This window comes from secondary endosymbiont of Ctenarytaina eucalypti (assembly GCF_000287335.1).
In the GTDB taxonomy this organism is placed as follows: domain Bacteria; phylum Pseudomonadota; class Gammaproteobacteria; order Enterobacterales; family Enterobacteriaceae.
In genome coordinates this window covers 421,587-442,638 of sequence record NC_018419.1, presented here as the reverse complement: position 1 = coordinate 442,638, position 21,052 = coordinate 421,587, and the positions used below count along the sequence as shown (strand labels likewise).

10 protein-coding genes and 4 tRNA genes are annotated in these 21,052 nt (G+C 46.6%); 2 read left to right on the top strand and 12 right to left on the bottom strand.

Annotation, left to right across the window (positions count from 1 at the left end):
- Positions 1 to 1,896: 1,896 nt before the first annotated feature.
- The 12 genes from rpoC to A359_RS01080 form a co-directional block, all read right to left on the bottom strand.
- Positions 1,897 to 6,120 carry a DNA-directed RNA polymerase subunit beta' gene (rpoC, locus tag A359_RS01140; RefSeq protein WP_014887975.1) on the bottom strand — a complete coding sequence of 1,408 codons (4,224 nt, stop codon included), beginning with the start codon at positions 6,118 to 6,120 and terminating at the stop codon, positions 1,897 to 1,899.
- A gap of 89 nt (positions 6,121 to 6,209) precedes the next feature.
- Complete coding sequence (gene rpoB, locus A359_RS01135) at positions 6,210 to 10,238, bottom strand: DNA-directed RNA polymerase subunit beta (RefSeq protein WP_014887974.1); 4,029 nt, start codon at positions 10,236 to 10,238, stop codon at positions 6,210 to 6,212.
- 190 nt (positions 10,239 to 10,428) lie between these two features.
- Entirely contained in the window at positions 10,429 to 10,797 is a 369-nt protein-coding gene (rplL, locus tag A359_RS01130; protein WP_014887973.1) for a 50S ribosomal protein L7/L12, read from the bottom strand.
- 66 nt (positions 10,798 to 10,863) lie between these two features.
- Complete coding sequence (gene rplJ, locus A359_RS01125) at positions 10,864 to 11,361, bottom strand: 50S ribosomal protein L10 (protein WP_014887972.1); 498 nt, start codon at positions 11,359 to 11,361, stop codon at positions 10,864 to 10,866.
- Positions 11,362 to 11,667: 306 nt separating this feature from the next.
- Entirely contained in the window at positions 11,668 to 12,372 is a 705-nt protein-coding gene (gene rplA, locus A359_RS01120) for a 50S ribosomal protein L1 (protein WP_014887971.1), read from the bottom strand.
- A gap of 3 nt (positions 12,373 to 12,375) precedes the next feature.
- Positions 12,376 to 12,804: a 50S ribosomal protein L11 gene (rplK, locus tag A359_RS01115; protein ID WP_014887970.1), complete on the bottom strand. Its 429-nt coding sequence runs from the start codon at positions 12,802 to 12,804 to the stop codon at positions 12,376 to 12,378.
- Between the two features lie 140 nt (positions 12,805 to 12,944).
- Positions 12,945 to 13,490, bottom strand: coding sequence for a transcription termination/antitermination protein NusG (gene nusG, locus A359_RS01110; protein ID WP_014887969.1), 546 nt, complete (start codon positions 13,488 to 13,490; stop codon positions 12,945 to 12,947).
- Positions 13,483 to 13,878 (bottom strand): preprotein translocase subunit SecE, encoded by a 396-nt coding sequence (secE, locus tag A359_RS01105; RefSeq protein WP_014887968.1) that lies wholly within the window; start codon positions 13,876 to 13,878, stop codon positions 13,483 to 13,485. The genes nusG and secE overlap by 8 nt, the downstream gene beginning before the upstream one ends.
- Positions 13,879 to 15,457: 1,579 nt before the next feature.
- Positions 15,458 to 15,530 (bottom strand) — tRNA-Thr (locus tag A359_RS01100).
- A gap of 6 nt (positions 15,531 to 15,536) precedes the next feature.
- Positions 15,537 to 15,611, bottom strand: a tRNA-Gly gene (locus tag A359_RS01095).
- Between the two features lie 183 nt (positions 15,612 to 15,794).
- Positions 15,795 to 15,879 (bottom strand) — tRNA-Tyr (locus A359_RS01085).
- Positions 15,880 to 15,888: 9 nt separating this feature from the next.
- Positions 15,889 to 15,961 (bottom strand) — tRNA-Thr (locus A359_RS01080).
- 805 nt (positions 15,962 to 16,766) lie between these two features.
- On the opposite strand from A359_RS01080, the gene A359_RS04375 reads away from it, so the two are divergent.
- A complete protein-coding gene (locus A359_RS04375) occupies positions 16,767 to 16,928 on the top strand; it encodes a hypothetical protein (protein WP_014887966.1) in 162 nt (53 codons plus the stop codon).
- 184 nt (positions 16,929 to 17,112) lie between these two features.
- Entirely contained in the window at positions 17,113 to 18,063 is a 951-nt protein-coding gene (gene coaA, locus A359_RS01075) for a type I pantothenate kinase (protein ID WP_014887965.1), read from the top strand.
- Positions 18,064 to 21,052: the final 2,989 nt, after the last annotated feature.

Sequence of the window (21,052 nt, the reverse complement as noted above, 5' to 3'; positions counted from 1 at the left end):
GACAAAAGTCACGAATCATGAATATTGTGCTTTTTTAAATCATCTGTTGCGTATGTCAACAAAAATTATTTATGAATATTGCGATCGGCTCCCGCTAGTATGAGTAGGTGCACTACTCAGGGCATTGCGTAGGAAATGTTGCATCACGACTCGAAGACGATCAATTACTCTATACAATTGAATCAACATGAGAAACGATACTGGTAAAATTTTAGATTTGTATAGCATAACATAGCACATGCCATATGCGGATGTTATTAGGCGTTCCTGAAAAGCGTTTGAATTGTTAACTGATGTTTTCTGTATCAAGCTCTGTCAGAGCCCATACATCACTGGAACCGCTCTACGATAAATTAGTAAAGATATTTACATGTGTCGCACGCCCCACGCCCAGATAGCTGTGGATGCCCGAATCGATATTGATATGGACTCGGTAATAGGAAAGAGCATCTATTTCATGATTTGCATCATCTTGATAGGGTTTCTATCCGGTTAGGGCCTCCCACTGTTTGAGCACCTTTTTGTAAGTCATTCAGCTAAGCATTCTATACCTTATAGTTGCCATAAAGACTATATTTTATAATGGATGGAGCTGGGGGCAGGATTAAAAGATGACTCAACGTTTTATTTTTGAATAAGCCCTCTACTACTTCCAGTTAAGTAGCGAGTAAGACAATGCTACAGTTAAGTAATCTTGTGCTCATTTTTCAATGTCTGGATACTAATGATATTGCAGTAGCTAGATTCAGTGTTGTATTCAGTAGCTGCGTAATGAGCTAAAGTGCGCGCTTATACTATGAGTTTCTGCCGTGGCAGCTCCTCTTTGCGTTTAATATACTGCTTCTTCGGTCGTTCAATGCTATTGGCGAGGAGGTACCCCGGTCTTTATCTGTATCGCCAATGGTGACCTCATAACTGAGGCCTATAATAGGAACTATATCGACTATTTACGTTCAATCATATTTTTAATTGCCACTATAATGATCTTTAGTTGTACGGGATGCGTTCATTCCGCCTCTCCGGGATATTGCCGGTGCTATGGTAGCAGCGCTAGTGGGGAGTAATATGCACTTCACGTCCTGCCGCGACCCACATTCTTAACCGGGTTACGTTCACTGCGCGACGCATTAATACGTGATTGTTTATCAATTAGAGCATGAAGGGATTTTAAATCTTTCGTGTCGGCGCTATAAATTATCAAGATGTACACTGAGAATTTACACTTGCCTGGGAATAATGATCCGTAGAGGTATGCTAACCCGAGCCTTTTGGAGAGTCGCTAGGATGTCATCATGTCAAGAGGGAGCCATCCTAGAGAAGAGAGCTAAACACAGGCGTTTAATTTATTTTTATTCGCATCTATTGAGTGTTTTTCCTAGGAAGAAAGGAATGTGCGCTTTAGGACATCTCAGGTTGTTTTGTTATTTCATGCTCATGGTAGCATAGATCCATCGCTTGGAGCATAGCATCCGGTGATGCCAGAGATGCTTCACATACTATCAGTTAGGTTTTCACGGTTTTTCTTCTACTTGCATCATAGGTCTGACTCTAACATTAAGATAGCATGGCACCATTTTATAGTTATGACCTGTTGCTATGCTCGTGAAATCAGCATCCCAATTGCCGGACCTATTCTGCCAGGACCCCCTCGCCTCCTTTGAAAGTATTAATGTACTTAACTGAGGGAAAAGTGGCCTAATGCTGGCCTTGCCATGCAGAATATGTACTATGTATCGTAAAAATTTTTGATATTGTCTCTTGAAGAATCAAATAAAAGCTGTTTATAACAAAAAACATGCTACCCTTTGATTTTCAATGAATTTGTATTGAATTTAACGCTCCGTAAGGAGCGTTTTTGGCCTAAATAGAGTAGTGCGAAGATAATGCTAATAACTATCAGTCTTCTACCCTACTGCTCATCCCTGCGTTCAGCAGTTCAGCTAGGTTGGCAGACGCTTCATCGGCGGTAATCTGAGGTGCGATAGGCGCTTCGTTTTTCTGATGATTTCGGGCGCGTTTTTTATGGTACGCGTAACCGGTACCGGCCGGAATTAACCGTCCTACAATGACGTTTTCCTTCAGGCCACGAAGCTCATCGCGTTTCCCGGCTACAGCTGCTTCTGTTAGCACGCGCGTAGTTTCTTGAAATGATGCTGCTGAGATAAACGACTCTGTAGCTAGTGAGGCTTTTGTGATGCCGAGCAGATCGCGCATATAGGTTATTGCTACCTGATCGTTATTTTCTAACTGACGATTAGCTATTTTGATGCGTGAGTATTCCGCTTGTTCACCTTCCAAAAACTCTGAGTTACCGCTGCTAACGATCGTTGCTTTACGCAACATCTGACGCACGATAACTTCGATATGCTTATCGTTGATCTTAACGCCTTGTAGACGATAGACCTCCTGAACCTCATTGACTATATAGCGGGTTACTGCATGCACGCCGCGTAGCCGAAGAATGTCGTGCGGCGATTCCGGTCCGTCAGAAATTACATCGCCGCGCTCTACGCGCTCACCTTCAAATACGTTGAGCTGACGCCATTTCGGGATCATTTCTTCATAAGCGTCGCTGCCATCTACCGGCGAGAGAACCAGCCGCCGCTTCCCTTTAGTGTCTTTACCGAAGGAAACAATGCCGCTGATCTCGGCCAGAATAGCTGGCTCTTTCGGTCGGCGGGCTTCAAACAGATCCGCAACGCGCGGTAGGCCACCGGTAATATCCTTGGTTCCGCTCGTTTCCTGCGGTAAACGGGCAAGTGTATCGCCTCCGGTAATTTTAGCGCCGTCTTCCAGCTGTACGATCGTTTTTCCTGGCAGGAAGTACTGTGCGGGCATATCGCTTCCCGGAAGCAGTACATCATTACCATTAGCATCAACAATCCGCTGAGCTGGACGTAGATCTTTACCGCCTCCTGTACGCTCAGCAGTATCTAATACTACAATAGAGGACAAGCCGGTTAATTCATCTGTCTGGCGTGTAATACTCTGCCCGTCGATCATGTCAGTGAAGCGTACGAAACCGTCGACTTCAGTGATAACCGGCATAGTATGCGGATCCCAATTAGCAACAGTTTCGCCCCCCATGATTTCTGCACCATCACCTTTGGCCATGACTGCGCCATAAGGCACTTTATAGCTTTCTTTGGTACGGCCAAATTCATCAATCAACTTCATTTCAGTATTGCGTGAAGTGATTACCAGCTTTCCACTACAGTTCACTACAAACTTGGCATTGCTGAGACGAATGGTTCCTTTGCTCTTGACCTGAATGCTGGATTCAGCCGCAGCACGGGATGCCGCTCCTCCGATATGGAATGTACGCATAGTCAATTGAGTTCCGGGTTCGCCTATCGACTGTGCAGCGATAACGCCGATGGCTTCTCCTTTATTTACCCTATGACCACGCGCTAAATCGCGGCCATAGCAGTTAGCGCACACACCGAAATCAGTGTCGCAGGTCACGACCGAACGCACCTTGATGCTATCTACGGAGTTTTTTTCTAGAACGTCACACCACTGCTCATTCAATAGGGTATTGCGCTCAACGAGAATATCTTCGCTGCCTGGTTTCAGGATAGCTTCCGCAGTGACGCGGCCGAGCACGCGGTCGCGCAGAGGCTCTTTCACGTCTCCGCCTTCGATAACCGGGGCCATCACAATGCCGGAAAAAGTTAGGCAGTCATCTTCAGTAACCACCAGATCCTGCGCTACGTCGACCAAGCGACGGGTTAGGTAACCGGAGTTAGCTGTTTTCAGTGCGGTGTCCGCCAAACCTTTACGCGCTCCGTGCGTAGAAATAAAATACTGGAGTACGTTTAAACCCTCACGAAAATTTGCAGTAATAGGCGTCTCGATGATGGAACCGTCTGGTTTTGCCATCAAACCACGCATACCGGCTAGTTGGCGAATTTGCGCTGCCGAACCACGGGCGCCAGAGTCAGCCATCATAAAGATGCTGTTAAACGATGCCTGACGTTCTTCTTCGCCATTGCGGTTCATTACCGCTTCGATAGATAGATTATCCATCATGGCCTTAGCGACACGCTCGTTAGCCGCAGCCCAGATATCAATAACCTTATTATAGCGTTCGCCGGCAGTCACTAGACCCGACTGAAATTGCTCTTGTATTTCAGCGACTTCGGCTTCGGCTTCATCAATCACTTCGGCTTTCTTCTCTGGTATCACCATATCGTCGATCCCGACCGAGGATCCGGAACGGGCGGCGTAGGCGAAACCGGTGTACATGATCTGGTCGGCAAAAATTACGGTCGGTTTTAGACCTAGCACCCGATAACAGGTATTAAGCATCTTAGAGATGGCTTTTTTACCTAGTGACTGATTCACCAGTAAGAACGGCAATCCCTTTGGCACGATCATCCATAGGATGGCACGGCCAACCGTGGTATCTACTAAACTGGTATTCTCCGCCCACTCGCCGTTGGCAAGTTGTTCATGCTCCGTAATACGAACTTTAACACGCGCATGTAGCTCGGCTACGCCAGCGCGGTAGATACGCTCGGCTTCTTTCGGACCGGTCAGTACCATACCTTCGCCTTTGCCGTTGACCCGATCTCGGGTCATATAGTAAAGACCTAGCACTACGTCCTGTGACGGTACGATGATGGGCTCGCCATTGGCGGGAGACAGGATGTTGTTGGTGGACATCATCAGCGTGCGCGCTTCTAGCTGAGCCTCTAGTGTTAGTGGAACATGTACCGCCATCTGGTCGCCGTCGAAGTCAGCGTTATATGCTGCACACACTAGAGGGTGCAGTTGAATAGCCTTACCTTCAATTAGTACCGGCTCAAACGCTTGGATGCCCAGACGGTGCAGTGTCGGCGCGCGGTTTAACATTACTGGGTGTTCTCGGATAACCTCATCTAGAATATCCCAGACTACAGCTTCTTCGCGTTCAACCATTTTCTTGGCGGCTTTGATTGTTGTTGCGAGACCCCGCAGTTCTAGCTTGCCGTAAATAAATGGCTTGAACAGCTCCAGCGCCATTTTCTTGGGGAGGCCGCACTGATGAAGGCGCAGGCATGCACCGACGGTAATAACTGAACGTCCAGAGTAATCGACTCGCTTGCCAAGCAAATTCTGTCGGAAACGACCTTGCTTACCTTTAATCATATCCGCTAGCGATTTAAGAGGACGTTTGTTAGAGCCAGTAATGGCTCGACCGCGGCGGCCGTTATCGAGAAGGGCATCAACGGATTCTTGCAGCATGCGTTTTTCGTTTCGCACTATGATATCCGGCGCCGCTAGATCTAGGAGGCGCTTCAATCGGTTATTGCGGTTGATCACTCTTCGATATAGATCGTTCAGATCCGACGTTGCGAAGCGGCCGCCGTCCAGCGGCACCAGTGGTCGCAGATCCGGCGGGAGTACTGGAAGCACGGTTAGAATCATCCACTCTGGCTTATTGCCACTGTGCAGAAAGGCTTCTAGTAGCTTGATGCGCTTAGTCAGCTTTTTTCGCTTGGTTTCGGAATTAGTTGCTGCTAACTCTTCACGCAGTTTCTCGCATTCGTTTTCAAGATCCATCTGTTGTAACAAGACCTGGATCGCCTCTGCGCCCATTTTAGCATCAAATTCATCACCGAACTCTTCAAGAGCGTCTAGATACTGCTCTTCAGTCAGAATCTGAAGGCGCTCAAGGTTGGTCATGCCACTTTCAACGACGACATAGGACTCAAAATATAGCACGCGTTCGATATCGCGTAGCGGCATATCCAGCAGCAATCCAATGCGGGATGGTAGCGATTTCAAAAACCAGATGTGGGCGGTGGGCGATGCTAACTCGATATGCCCCATACGCTCACGACGCACCTTGGTCTGGGTTACTTCAACCCCGCACTTCTCACAAATGACGCCGCGGTGTTTCAATCGCTTATACTTACCGCACAGGCATTCGTAGTCTTTTACCGGTCCGAAAATACGCGCGCAGAAGAGGCCGTCGCGCTCGGGTTTAAAGGTTCGGTAGTTAATGGTTTCCGGCTTTTTTACTTCACCGAAAGACCAGGAACGGATCATGTCTGGCGAGGCCAGCGCAATTTTGATCGCATCAAACTCTTCGTTTTTAGTTTGCGCTTTCAGAAATTTAAGTAAATCTTTCACGGATTGGCTCCTGTCGGAGTTGGACCTATTAGGCGCCTGAAACGCTGCAGTGCCTTATTACCAGTGCGCATTGTGGCTTTGGCGGAAAATCAGTCTTCTTCCAGATCGATATTAATGCCTAGTGAGCGGATTTCTTTCAACAGAACATTGAAAGATTCCGGCATACCGGGTTCCATCATGTGATTACCGTCCACGATGTTTTTATACATCTTGGTGCGACCATTAACGTCATCTGACTTGACGGTAAGCATTTCTTGTAGGGTGTAGGAGGCGCCGTAGGCTTCGAGGGCCCACACCTCCATCTCCCCAAAGCGCTGCCCGCCGAACTGCGCCTTTCCTCCCAGCGGCTGCTGGGTGACTAGGCTGTACGAGCCAGTAGAACGCGCATGCATCTTATCGTCAACTAGATGGTTGAGTTTTAGCATGTACATATAACCTACGGTAACAGGGCGCTCAAACTTTTCACCGGTCCGGCCATCGAACAAAGTGATCTGACCTGAGCTTGGCAGGTCCCCGAGCTGTAGCAATTCCTTGATCTCTTTCTCTTTTGCGCCGTCGAACACTGGAGTGGCAATAGGCATTCCCTTTTTCAGGTTCTCCGCTAGACGTAGCACTTCCTCATCGGAGAAAGTCTTGAGATCAACTTTTTGGCGCACGTCATCACCCAAATTGTAGACTTTTTGCAGGAACTCCCGCAGTGGGGCGACTTCTCCTTCCTGCGTGAGCATAGCATTGATCTTGACGCCAATGCCTTTTGCAGCCATACCTAAATGGGTTTCCAGAATCTGGCCAATGTTCATACGTGAAGGTACTCCCAGTGGGTTCAGCACTATGTCCACCGGGACACCGTTTTCATCGTAAGGCATATCTTCAATTGGGTTGATCTTGGAGATAACCCCTTTATTTCCGTGGCGACCCGCCATTTTGTCGCCTGGCTGAATTTGGCGTTTTACCGCGAGGTACACCTTGACGATTTTTAAAACGCCAGGCGCTAGATCATCTCCCTGAGTGATTTTTCGGCGTTTGGCGTCCAGCTTTTTCTCGAACTCTTGCTTCAGTTCGGCATACTGATCAGATAGCTGTTCAAGTTGATTCTGCTTTTCTTTATCATTCAAGGATAGTTTCAGCCAGAGCGCTTTTTGCAACTGGTCCAGCTTACCTATTTCGATGCCGCCCGAAATCAGTAGATTGCGGATACGGGAAAAGAGACCGGCTTCAAAGATTTTTAGCTCTTCGGTCAGGTCTTTTTTGGCCTGCTTGAGCTGCATTTCCTCGATTTCCAGCGCTCGCTTGTCTTTTTCTACGCCGTCTCGGGTAAATACCTGAACATCAATCACAGTACCTGAAACGCCATTTGGTACACGTAGTGACGAGTCTTTGACGTCTGAAGCTTTTTCACCGAAGATAGCACGCAGGAGTTTCTCTTCCGGCGTCAGCTGAGTTTCGCCTTTCGGTGTCACCTTGCCTACCAAAATATCGCCGTCGGTCACTTCTGCGCCTATATACACGATACCGGACTCATCTAGTTTAGAGAGCGCAGCCTCACCTACGTTTGGGATGTCGGCTGTAATCTCCTCGGCGCCAAGTTTTGTGTCTCGGGACACGCATGCTAGTTCCTGAATATGAATTGTAGTTAAACGATCTTCCTGCACCACGCGTTCGGAGACCAACATGGAATCTTCAAAGTTGTAGCCGTTCCACGGCATGAAAGCAATACGCATGTTCTGACCTAGCGCCAGCTCACCTAGATCAGTAGACGGCCCGTCGGCTAGTACGTCACCGCGCTCAATTGGTTCTCCTAGTGAAACGCAGGGAGTCTGGCTGATGCATGTGTTCTGATTGGATCGGAGATATTTTGTCAGGTTGTAAATATCGATGCCTGCTTCGCCAGGATGCATTTCAGATGTATTAACATTAATGACAATTCGGGAAGCATCCACATACTGTACTGTTCCGCCGCGTTTTGCAACAGCGGTCACGCCTGAGTCAACGGCTACTGCTCGCTCCATGCCGGTGCCGACCAGCGGCTTATCGGTACGCAGTGTGGGGACTGCCTGACGCTGCATGTTCGCTCCCATCAAGGCGCGGTTGGCGTCGTCGTGTTCTAGGAAGGGAATCAGCGAGGCGCCAACCGATACGATTTGTTGGGTGGAGACATCCATATAGTCAACCTGGTCGCGACTATACAGACTGGATTCACCTTTGCTTCGGCAGGTTACCAGATCATCAACGAAACGACCATCTTCACTGAGGTTAGTGTTGGCTTGCGCAATCACGAAGTTTCCTTCCTCAATAGCTGATAGATAATGAATTTCGTCGGTGACGATACTATCTAGAACACGGCGATACGGTGTTTCTAGGAACCCATACTCGTTGGTCCGGGCATACACGGATAATGAGTTGATCAGGCCGATGTTCGGTCCTTCTGGGGTTTCGATAGGGCAGACGCGCCCATAATGAGTCGGATGGACGTCGCGCACTTCAAAGCCGGCGCGCTCGCGTGTCAGACCACCAGGGCCTAGCGCGGAGATACGACGCTTATGAGTAATCTCGGATAGCGGGTTGTTTTGATCCATGAACTGCGACAGCTGGCTTGAACCGAAGAACTCTTTTACTGCTGCTGAAATCGGTTTGGCATTGATCATGTCCTGCGGCATTAGGGTATCCAGATCACCTAAAGAGAGGCGCTCTTTCACTGCCCGTTCTACACGCACCAGGCCAACACGGAACTGGTTTTCCGCCATTTCGCCGACCGAGCGTATGCGGCGGTTTCCTAAGTGGTCAATATCGTCGACTTCCCCTTTACCATTACGGATATCAATTAACTTCTTCATCACGTCAATGATGTCGTTTTTGCTTAGAATACCAGAGCCGCCGATTTCCTCCCGAAGCAGCGAACGGTTAAATTTCATCCGGCCTACCGCGGAAAGATCGTAACGATCGTCCGAGAAGAAGAGCTGCTCAAATAGAGTCTCAGCGGATTCGCGGGTTGGTGGTTCACCGGGACGCATCATACGGTAAATTTCTACCAGTGCGCTCAGGCGATCGTTGGTAGGATCAACGCGAAGCGTCTCAGAGATATAGGCGCCGTGATCTAGGTCGTTAGTGAAGAGCGTTTCAATACGCTTGTAGCCAGCCTCGCTTAACTTAGCTAGTAGGTCTAGCGTCAGCGCCATATTGGCGTGCAAGATGATTTCACCACTTTTTTCATCGATGTAATCGTTTACTACTACCTTACCGATAATGTATTCGATAGGCACTTCGATCTGCGAAACGCCGTCTTGTTCCAGCTGTCGAATATGGCGGGCGGTGATTCGGCGGCCTTTTTCGACATACAAGGTGTTCTGAGCCTTGATATCACACGAGGCTGTTTCACCACGTAGTCGCTCAGGGATCAGTTCCATTGTCAGTTTTTTATGCTGAATTTCGTAAATTACTTTTTCGAAGAACGTATCGAGGATCTGACCGGTGCTGTAATTTAGAGCACGGAGAATAATGGTCGCTGGCAATTTTCGACGTCGGTCGATACGGACGAATAAGTTGTCTTTCGGGTCGAATTCAAAATCTAACCAGGAGCCCCGGTAGGGAATAATACGCGCGTTATACAGCACTTTACCGGAGGAGTGCGTCTTACCTTTGTCGCTGTCAAAAAATACACCGGGGCTGCGGTGCAGTTGGGAAACGATAACACGTTCAGTGCCGTTGATGACAAAGGTACCGTTGTCGGTCATGAGTGGAATTTCACCCATGTAAACTTCCTGTTCTTTAATGTTTTTTACCGTACCTTCCGGTGCTTCGCGCTCATAAACAATCAGGCGTAGCTTCGCACGTAGCGGTGCGGAAAACGTCACCCCACGTATCTGGCACTCTTTGACATCAAAAACAGGTTCACCCAGCCGGTAACTGACATATTGAAGTTCAGAGTTCCCGCTGTAGCTCTGGATGGGGAATATGGAACGGAAAGCTGCTTCCAGCCCGTGCTGACCTTCCGGATCTTGCTCGATAAACTTTTGAAAGGAATCGAGCTGGATGGAGAGGAGATAGGGAACGTCTAAAACCTTCGGACGTTTTCCGAAGTCCTTACGAATGCGTTTTTTTTCGGTATAGGAGTAAACCATAGGGTTCCTTAGTTCACTGACAAGTCGACCTACTCTGTCCGTCCTACTAGGACAGTACATGCAACGCCATCTTTGTGTTTGAATCTGTGCTATACTTACGTGTCTCTATCACGCTTTTAATACCCTAAAGTGCAAAACGGCTGGTGACCCAAAAGTCACCAGCCATCAGCTTTTAACCTGGAAGGTTAACTTATTTAACCTCAACAGAAGCCCCCGCCTCTTCTAGGGATTTCTTCAGCGCGTCAGCATCATCTTTACTTAAACCCTCTTTCAGGGTGGCTGGCGCGGATTCAACCAGGTCTTTCGCTTCTTTTAATCCTAGACCGGTAGCGCCACGCACAACCTTGATGACGGACACTTTGTTCATGCCGATTGCGCTCAACACAACATCAAACTCGGTTTTTTCTTCTACGGCTTCAGCTGGGCCACCAGCGACAACGGTTACGGCGGCAGCGGCTGAAACACCGAATTTTTTTTCCATCATAGATATGAGTTCAACCACGTCTATTATAGACATTTTGGCAACCGCATCCAGAATGTGTTCTTTAGTGATAGACATAACAGGCGTTCCTAGAATTCAGAAAGTATGCATGCATTTACAATCGCTTCAGAATAAAGCTGGCGATTATGCCGCTTCTTTCTGATCGCGCACTGAGACCAGCGTTCGAACCAGTTTTCCCGCAGAAGCTTCTTGCATAACCAACATCAGGCGAGCTATTGCTTCCTTGTAGGTGGGCAGAGTAGCTAGGCGGTCGATCTGTGCCGCTGGGATGATTTCATTTTCAAAGGCTGCTGCTTTAACTTCAAAATTGGCATTGTCTTTGGCAAACGCCTTGAACAAACGAGCAGCGGTCCCAGGATGTTCGTTAGAAAATGCAATTAGGGTCGGACCGACAAAAGTTTTTTGAAGACACTGAAAGGGGGTGTTTTCAACTACGCGACGTATCAGAGTGTTACGAACAACGCACATGTGCACCCCCGCTTCACGAGCTGCTTTACGAAGTTCAGTCATTTTGTCTACCGTTACGCCGCGGGAATCTGCAACAACGGCAGATAGCGCGCCTTTGGCTACTTCGCTGACTGCAGCAATAATCGCTTTTTTGTCTTGAAGATTTAATGCCATTAGCATGTGCTCCTGAATTTAGCCGGGGTACCCCCGGCGCTTACTTTAAATACCTTCACAGTGAAGATATGTCTTGACATTCTGTGAAAAGCATCTAACAAACGGATGTATGTTATCTAGGCTTTTCACGGCCTACACAGGAAAATTCAGCGCTTTGACCAAACTTGCGGTCTTAGACGAAGTTTTGGATAGATCAAGATCTAAATTGAAAAAACTTAACTTTTGCACGAGGTGAAAAGTAAGACGCTCTGTGGAAAACAAGTAAGGCAATTATAGACACATCCAAAGCCCCGCGTAAAGCAATAATTAAGAGGGTGCTATGGACAAACAGCTTTGATCGATTTTTATACCCGCCCCCATAGTGGTGGATAAGCTCACTTGCTTTATGTAAAGCCCCTTGCACTGTGTCGGCTTAGCTTTTTTCAGTGCAACCAGTAGAGCCTCTAGGTTTTCCTTCAATTGGTGAGATTTAAAGTCTACCTTGCCGATAGTTGTATGGATAATGCCGTGTTTATCATTGCGATAGCGAACCTGACCGGCTTTGGCGTTTTTAACAGCTTCTGCGACTCTCTCAGTAACGGTGCCGACTTTTGGGTTTGGCATTAGGCCGCGCGGACCCAGGATCTGGCCAAGTTGCCCTACGATGCGCATCGCGTCTGGAGACGCGATCACAACATCGAAGTTAAAGTTACCTTTTTTGATCTGGTCAGCTAAATCGTCCATGCCCACCAGATCGGCTCCGGCTATTTTCGCAGCGTCAGCGTTATCACCTTGAGTAAACACGGCAACGCGAACACTACGACCTGTCCCATGAGGTAGCACGACAGCACCGCGGACGTTATGATCGGATTTACGCGCATCGATACCCAAATTAACAGCAACATCGATGCTTTCAATGAAATTAGCCCCAGGAAGCTCTTTCAGAAGTGACAAGGCTTCATGAATGTCGTATTGCTTCACAGAATTAACTTTTTCGTGGATGATACGCATCCGCTTAGTCAGTGTAGCCATAGCTTAATCCTCAACTACCAAGCCCATAGAACGGGCAGTGCCTACAATAGAGCGCGACATGGCTGCTACATTCGCGCCACTCATGTCATCCACTTTAGTTACTGCGATTTCAAAGACTTGAGCGTTGGTCACTTTACCGACTTTGACTGTGTTTGGCGTACTAGAGCCGGATGTAATGCCAGCAGCTTTCTTAAGCAGCACGGATGCCGGTGGTGTTTTGGTCACGAAAGTGAAAGAACGATCGGAATAGATGGTAATCACGACTGGAATCGGTAATCCAGCTTCCATGCCTTCGGTTTTGACATTGAAAGCTTTGCAGAATGCCATAATATTAACACCTTGCTGTCCTAGGGCAGGACCTACCGGTGGACTCGGGTTTGCCATGCCTGCAGCAACCTGAAGCTTGACATAGGCTTGTACTTTTTTGGCCATGTTTATTTCCTCTAATTGGGTGCTTTTGCCGGCTAGGCCCCGTAAATTAGGATTTAGGTGTTGCGGGGCAAATGAAAAGAAGAAAAGTCCTGAATTTTAGATTAATTTTCTTTCTCAAGCAAGAAAAAAAAGAAGCTGACTCAACCTTTCTCGACCTGACTGAAATCTAGTTCGACCGGTGTGGCGCGCCCAAAGATCGATACCGATACCTTGAGGCGGCTTTTTTCATAGTCCACATCTTCGACTACGCCATTGAAGTCCGCGAAGGGGCCATCGTTGACGCGCACCAGCTCACCCGGCTCGAAAAGAGTTTTTGGCCTTGGCTTGTCGCCGACCTGCTGCAGGCGGTTCATGATGGCATCTACTTCTTTATCACTAATAGGCGCGGGACGATCTGATGTGCCGCCGATGAAACCCATGACGCGGGGTACACTACGCACTAAATGCCAGCTGGCGTCATTCATTACCATCTGTACCAGAACGTAACCCGGGAAGAATTTTCGTTCGCTTTTGCGCCGCTGTCCGCCGCGAATTTCAACTACTTCTTCTGTTGGCACCATTAATTCACCAAATAGCTCTTCCATATTATGAAGTTTGATGTGTTCGCTGAGGGACTGAGCTACGCGCCCCTCAAAGCTGGAAAACGCCTGCACGACGTACCAGCGTTTTTTTTGAGCTTCAGACATCTGAGAACCTCAGGCCAGTAATAAAGGATACTACCCGGACCAGAATGCCGTCTAGTCCCCACAGTATCAATGACATCACGGCAGTCACCGCGGCGACTATCAAGGTCGTATGTAATGTTTCGGGATGGGTCGGCCAAATGACTTTACGTACTTCAAGACGGGCTTCACGCGCAAATGCAAGCGTGGATTTTCCTTTAGTAGTCATGACGGCCACACTCATCGCCATAGCGATCATCAGTATGACAGCCAGTGATCGTAGGAGTAAACTGTGATCGCGGTAAAAATAGTTACCGACGGTGGCCATGACTAATAGAGTTACGACGACCACCCACTTAACCACTTCCCCTAAGCCGCTCCCGCTGCTTTGGGTTTCGGTATTCGAACTCATAAAAAACCTGTCAAATTAGGATTCAGAAAAAACTTATTAGCCGCGTTAAAGATTGCGGCTACTCATAGCATGATGCTGTGCGTGAAACGCATGACCTCGGCGTTTTAGTCTAAGGAAAAAGAATTTATAATGACCAATAGCAATGATTTAAAATCGCTACTGACATGAATTCTATGTGCATGCATGTTAATACGGCGTCAAATGATGCTCTTTAACCGTAGGTGACGTCAAATAATTATTTGAAAAATGCTGGCATTTTTAGGCTGAATCCCTAACTATCAGGAAGAATGCCGGCGTCAAAAGTATGCCCGCCTTGGTTTTTGATTAAAACATGACCCTCTAATTATACATTGTGTCTTGAGTTTGATTAAACCTGGCTTCCTTGCAGCAATGCCTCCATGCGATCACTAGACAGACCTCCCTCTGGCACTCTACGGAACATTAGAAAACTAGTAATAGGTAATTAATAAGTAGTGTGTTTTTTATTTTTGCTTTCTAAAGTCTTAACTGCCTGAGTCTGCCTAAGAGACGTCGACCGCTACATAGCCAGTCACCGTAGTGCCTTGAGTGAAGCTTGCAAAAATAATTATTAATCGCTAGCAGGAACAGCTTATCGATGGCGCTTGTGTGTTTAGAGCCTAGTGTCTCACTGCTTGAGCCAGTTTCAGGCTTATCTATGTCTAAAGTTTGTCTTCTGCTAAATCTTGCAGACTCCGCCGCGGCTAACTGGTGTTTTATCCGGAGGGCTGTTCTACGGTGAACGCAGTTCATGTCCTAGCGCTGCCACCAGCGCTAGGACCTTTTCCTCATCACCTATCTCATATTTATTGATGAACACGATGATACGCACTATGTCAATTTAAGTACTCTAGCATGGAATGTGTTCCGTGGTTCTTTTGGAACATGAGGGGCTATCTATATAAGGCAACCGGAAGGATTTTTACAGTCCATTTTGAGCTATAAATGGTCATTATGTTTTTCATACAGCTGGGGTGAAGGGGCTTTGCAAGCGCACTTGTCCCGCGCTTGGGTATCGTATTTAAAACATGCGAAGTGTTGATCATGATACCATGGGTCAGGCACTGCCTGTGCGTTGTCTATCTGATGAAAAGCAGCGTTACCGCTATGTGCCCGAGCAAGAATTGTCAGCTGGCAGATGAGGTTACAGGCAAGCTTTAATAACACAATACAACACGAAAGTGAACGTGTTGTATTGTGTTATTAAAGCTTGCCTGTAAACCGTTATTGCTTCCCCAAGACTCGAGTGTCAGAGGGGTATTGTTAGAAAATTAGCCACTTAAAATACTTGTTTAATATTTCCTTAATATAATCTGAGTCAAAAGCGATGCCGGTGTGTCAACAAGAAAACTGAAGAATGGTTGCATTGCTTAACATGTTTAACTCCAGAGCAGATTTGTGGAATTAAAAAGATTTAATGCTGTCGGTGCACTAAAGTGAGCGATTGCTAAAATTGACGATACACAAGTTAGACCAACAGCTGATGGTTAATAACTTGGGCCAGCAGCGCATCAAAATCATCTCTTTTTCAAGAGATTAATCTTGAGATAGTAAGAAGTGTTGCTGACAGGCAGACTCGAACTGCCGACCTCACCCTTACCAAGGGTGTGCTCTGCCAACTGAGCTATATCAGCGCAATTTGGAGCGGGCAGTGGGGATTGAACCCACATCATCAGCTTGGAAGGCTGAGGTAATAGCCATTATACCATGCCCGCATTTTAGAAACCCGTTCTTTAGATTGTATATATAATATGGCTTCCGGGGGGGGGGGTCAGGAAGCATACTGTATATCGCAGTCTTACCGCGGCGAGCTTGGGTGGTTCGAAGCCGAAAGAGAACTCCCTGCTGCTAAATGCGCCTCTGGAGCAGCGCGTATATCGCGTTTTGTATGAGTCTGTTGGTGGTGGGGGAAGGATTCGAACCTTCGAAGTCTTTGACGACAGATTTACAGTCTGCTCCCTTTGGCCGCTCGGGAACCCCACCAGATTATTTTGCCGGCAGAAGGAGTCGAACCCTCGACCTACTGATTACAAGTCAGTTGCTCTACCAACTGAGCTATACCGGCATCATTTGCTGCTCATTTTAGGTATAGCGGGCGAGCGATGCAATAGAAAATTAAATAAATTGAACTTTTGCTTAGACACTATGCAATTTTAAACATAGCTGGAAAATTATTTATTATAGATCCTTAAAGGATCGAAATGTTTTCCTCAGCCAGTGAGCGCTGGTGATGATCTATAGCTATTGTGTTGGGTGTAATTACCCCAACTCAGATACTAATTGTAAGCTACATGGTTCCCCCACAGCATAATTCTAGCCAATATTTTCCCGCTCGCCGCTACGGGATAAGTAACGGTACGTTTCTTTCTGAAAAAAATACCAGAACAGTAAATATATCGCAAACAAAGTCAGCCATTGCTTTTTAAATTATTGTGTTAGAAGTGCTTTGTGAAATTTATCAGAGCCGGTACATAAGGAGTCTGCATGCAATCAAGTAGGATAGAGAAGTGTATGCGACGGGCTATCCGCTGCTAGATGGCTTTTATGCATTACTCGATATTTATCGAGACCCCGATGTTAGATGCCATCTCTCCTATTTTCAACTATCAGCTTCAACATTAAACCTTGCAGTCCCGTGATAGCAGGAGAACGAAAAAACTAAACATTTATTAAATCACCCGCACCCCGTTGGGGGGCGGGGGTGGGGTTTTTGCCTGCAAAGATAATCGGTCGACCGCTTACGATCAAGAGGCGTAGGTGCTGTTCGTCCAGAACAACTGCTCATTTGTTGATGATGTCAGAGCGCTGTGATATTTACGGGTGTTTTTATACCGTGGGTGATTAAATAATTCTACACTAGAGCTGTATCTATGATGCGCAGGTTAGGCGAAGCGATGGCTATGGTCAAAGCACTGATAGCCGGACGACGCTGTTCAAAATTGCTAATAGCATCCCCACGTCGCCTCATAACCGAGGCTATCAGGGCGCGCATATCAGAAGCTATAGCGCACCTTAAGGATACCACGCCATGATCGCATCCCCGGCATGAGAACTCGCGGTTTGTTTAGGATACCTAGTCTGGGTGCGATATCCGACCTTGCGGTAGAAAAAACACTCTACGACAGATATGAAGCTGTTTATAATATAAAGAGTGTTTTCTTTTCGGGCCCGCGCCCGGCGCCCTAAATAGACTGTGGAACGGCTGGTCTCAACGTTATGATGAAAGCTGTGCAATCTTCTTCCACGCCATATCTACAATTTAGCCGCAAACAGTGGGCTGCGTTGCGTAATACTGTTCCACTGACGCTGACTGAATCGGAAATCGTCAAGCTGAAGGGAATAAATGAAGATCTCTCGCTGAAAGAAGTAGCGGAGATTTATCTACCTTTGTCACGTCTTCTCAACTTTTACATTAGTGCTAATATTCGTCGCCAGGCGGCACTCGAGCAGTTTCTCGGGACGGACGGCCAGCGGATTCCTTATATCATTGGCATTGGTGGGAGTGTGGCAGTGGGTAAGAGCACCACGGCTCGCGTTCTTCAAGAATTGCTGAGCCGCTGGCCCGAACACCGTACAGCGGAGCTAGTAACTACCGATGGGTTCTTGCATCCTAACCAGGTGCTAAAGGAATGGGATTTGATGAAAAAAAAAGGTTTTCCGGAGTCTTATGATATCCGAAGCCTAATCAATTTTCTCTCGAAAGTAAAATCGGGCATGCCGCGCGTAACCGCTCCAGTATATTCCCATTTAATCTACGACGTCGTACCCAGTGAAAAAAAAGTTATTTCCCAGCCAGACATTTTAATATTAGAGGGGTTAAATGTTTTGCAAATCGGTAGCGATTATAACCGTGGTCCACACCACGTTTTTGTCTCCGACTTTGTCGATTTTTCTATATATGTCGATGCCCCCGAAGCGTTGCTGAAACGGTGGTATGTCAATCGTTTCCTGAGGTTTCGTCAGGGCGCTTTTTCTAATCCTGACTCGTATTTTCACCACTATGCTAAACTATCTGAAGAAGAAGCGGTGGCTATTGCTAGCCAGCTATGGAGCGAAATTAACGGACGCAATTTGCAGCAAAATATTCTTCCCACGAGAGAACGTGCTAGTTTGATTTTAGGGAAAAGCGCGAATCATGCAGTGGAAGGGGTTCAGCTGCGTAAATAGCGTCGTTAGGTGGGAGAGTTATTTCTAATGACGCGTCTTAAAATGAAGGTGTTAGCGGCAGCTATTTCTGGGTTCAGTATGAATGTTTCCACTGCTATTCAGCACCCGAGGTATGACCTTTCTTCCCTATTCTCCCCATTTTATTAGCCTAATATACCTCTTGGTACTCCAGAGTCTGATGTTCTTTTTTGTCATATTTTTAACCTGCCCCCTGTTACCTCGTCGTCCTACTCAGAAGCATGAAAAGAGATAAAAATATTAATTACTCTAATCTTGGTCGGAGTCAACGGTAAAGCGTAATGCAGTAATTTTTATTCTGAAACGCTCCATAACTCTATGTTATTTATATAATATAGAAATTGACGGTCATGATTATTTCAGCGCACTACATGTATTTCAAAACATACTCTCTATCGAAAATCTAAAGTTTAAAAGTACTTTCAGGTCTACATAAAAAAAGTGGCCTCAAATAGCTCGGTACTCTGACAACATCGATAGATTCTTTAGAGTTATTGCTGCAAGCATGGAAAAGAAAACTTTTTTGGCAGTCGGTGCTGAGAAATTGTCTAGTCAGATAGCGCCATGAATTGAGGTGATAATACTTCAACGGGCGTGCACCCTTTCGCTAAAAGATCGACGAATCTTTATTAGCTCGATGTTGACACTTATCCTTCAGACGGAAAGATGTCGGGAGGTTTCTTTGTTTACTACATGAGTCAAATATTAGGTAAGATTATCCCAAAAAAACCTCAACACGCGTTGACATTACCTATTGAGTCGTGGTGTTCCGTATCGGCCTGTAGATTTGTAGTGTAAGGAGAAAAAAGTACAGCAGCATGATATCGATAAGCATAGCGTATAGGCTAGAGCGCCTATCTAAAAATAGATAGCATGAGAGTACATGACAGTGCTTGTCGATTGATCAAATAGCAGCACTCCTGATGCACTTGGTCTGGGGATTAAATCAAGCAACACGCACCGCTAAATCATGAAAAGATCTACTGACGGCTCTCACAACACATGTTACTGGCATGATGTTGTCTTGAGGAAAAAATCAGGCCGTTTATTTGGCTAAGATGGGGAACTAAAGAATAATATTACCTAGTCTTTAGATATTATGAGCGTAATCCTACCGCTACAATAGCTTGCTGCTCAGCAGCGCATGCTTTCGTGGGGTAAGTAATGATGTCATCACTGATACTTTTTAGCTGTCATTACATAAGGTTAAAAAGACTGTTGGATGGCTATCTCAGTCTTCGAGCATATGATACTCAGGTCGGTGAAGTAAACACCATAGGTACAGCACTAAACAAGGGGGTCAATTCTGAGGCATGAAGAAGACCCTCTACATCAAGTCACAATACTCCTAACTGGCTGCTATAACGTGTTATAGATGCTAATGAGTTCAGCCCATGCTATAAAGTTTTTGCAATAACCAGATTCTAATGGCGATGCTGCAGCCCACCTCTCCCAACATCAGCAGCGAGTTGAGGGTAGCATTTTTCAATACTGTCTGGATCTGAATCTGGTGTGAGGCTCACCGTTGCTAGGCTCAAACTCTAATCCTGTGCCAGCGTGACATTCTCTTATGGTTTTAGCAACATCATCCGATACCACTGTTCGTGAACTTAATAAACATCTTATGCGCAGTGTATCCAAACTCTTGGGAGATGAAGAAGGGATCAGCTAGATTAAAAAATGTTTGTCTGACTTGGGAAGTATTGTAGCAGCTGACTGTAATGTCGCGACACCTAATCTCCTGCAAGCGCGAGATAGCGCTTTTGATCTCAGTAACAAGATGCTCTAGACACGAGACCCCAGGTCGCGACCTGGGGGCATACTGACCCCCTTTGCTATGGCTAAGAGAAGTAGTGATGATCGATATCGGCGCTAGTAATGCCCAGAATGGTCTTGGCCTTCAGCTTCTGCACGGCTCAGTGCCCCGCCATCCACCACGACAGCGTTAGTGCGTGATCGGAAAACCCACCTCCTGGAATTTTTCAGGGTTGCGCTCATCAGTTGGATATGATAAATTAGGATTGCGAAGGTTGTGGGGTTAGGAAAAATGTAGCTGAGTGTTGTACTCGTAGTAAAAAACTATCCTGTCAATTTAGCCTCGTATACTGCTAGATCATTAATCTAATAGGAAAATATTCCTGATTAACGAATTTAAAGATCATCTGAGATTTTAGGCAGGACGCCAGATGTTATTTGGCATTCTCTCTTAGTTATTGAAAAGTTAGTGAAAAGCGATCACTGATATGTAGTTGAAGAATGGTAAATTGTTCGAGTGATTGGGAGAAGCCAAGCCCATCTGAGGCTAAGAAGCCTAAAGGATCTTAGGTCTGGATGAGTCAACTAGGGCGCCAGAAAATACACCTCGATACGGCACGCTCTGAGGTTAAAAACTATTAAAATATAGATAGGAATAGCGCCGTAGACGTTGGTGAGAGGAACAAGCTAACATCGACGGCGGAGTGTTCATAACCCGATAGAAAATGATTCCAGGGGTTAGTAATCTAGTTAAGCAGGAGTGTTTTGATGCTGTAAGCATCCTTAATAACATGGCGGATGTATAGAAATAGGACACGATTTTTTTAGGCAACAGGTTATTAACGTATTGTTTTTTCTTAGCATCATACGGTAGTGCATAGCGGAAGCATGATCGCCAAAAATCCGCTTGTGTGTACCGCCTGAAGATGTTTGACCGCCGTTCCAAGAAGCCGCGATATCGTCGATGGCCACATGCTAACCTAACATCACGGCAACGAATGCACGTCGTTAAATAAAAAACACTTATGCTTGGGTCTACAGTACATCGTGTTGGTGATTCCGGAACATCTCAGAGCGTGTTTTACACGCTGCACGATGAAGCGAAGATCACGATTCTAGCGCTGCATGATTGAAGACTTCAGGAGATAGCATAGGGGATAATGAGCCTCGATTCTCCATGCTCCACAGCAGGCATTGATCATAACTGAAGATGCAG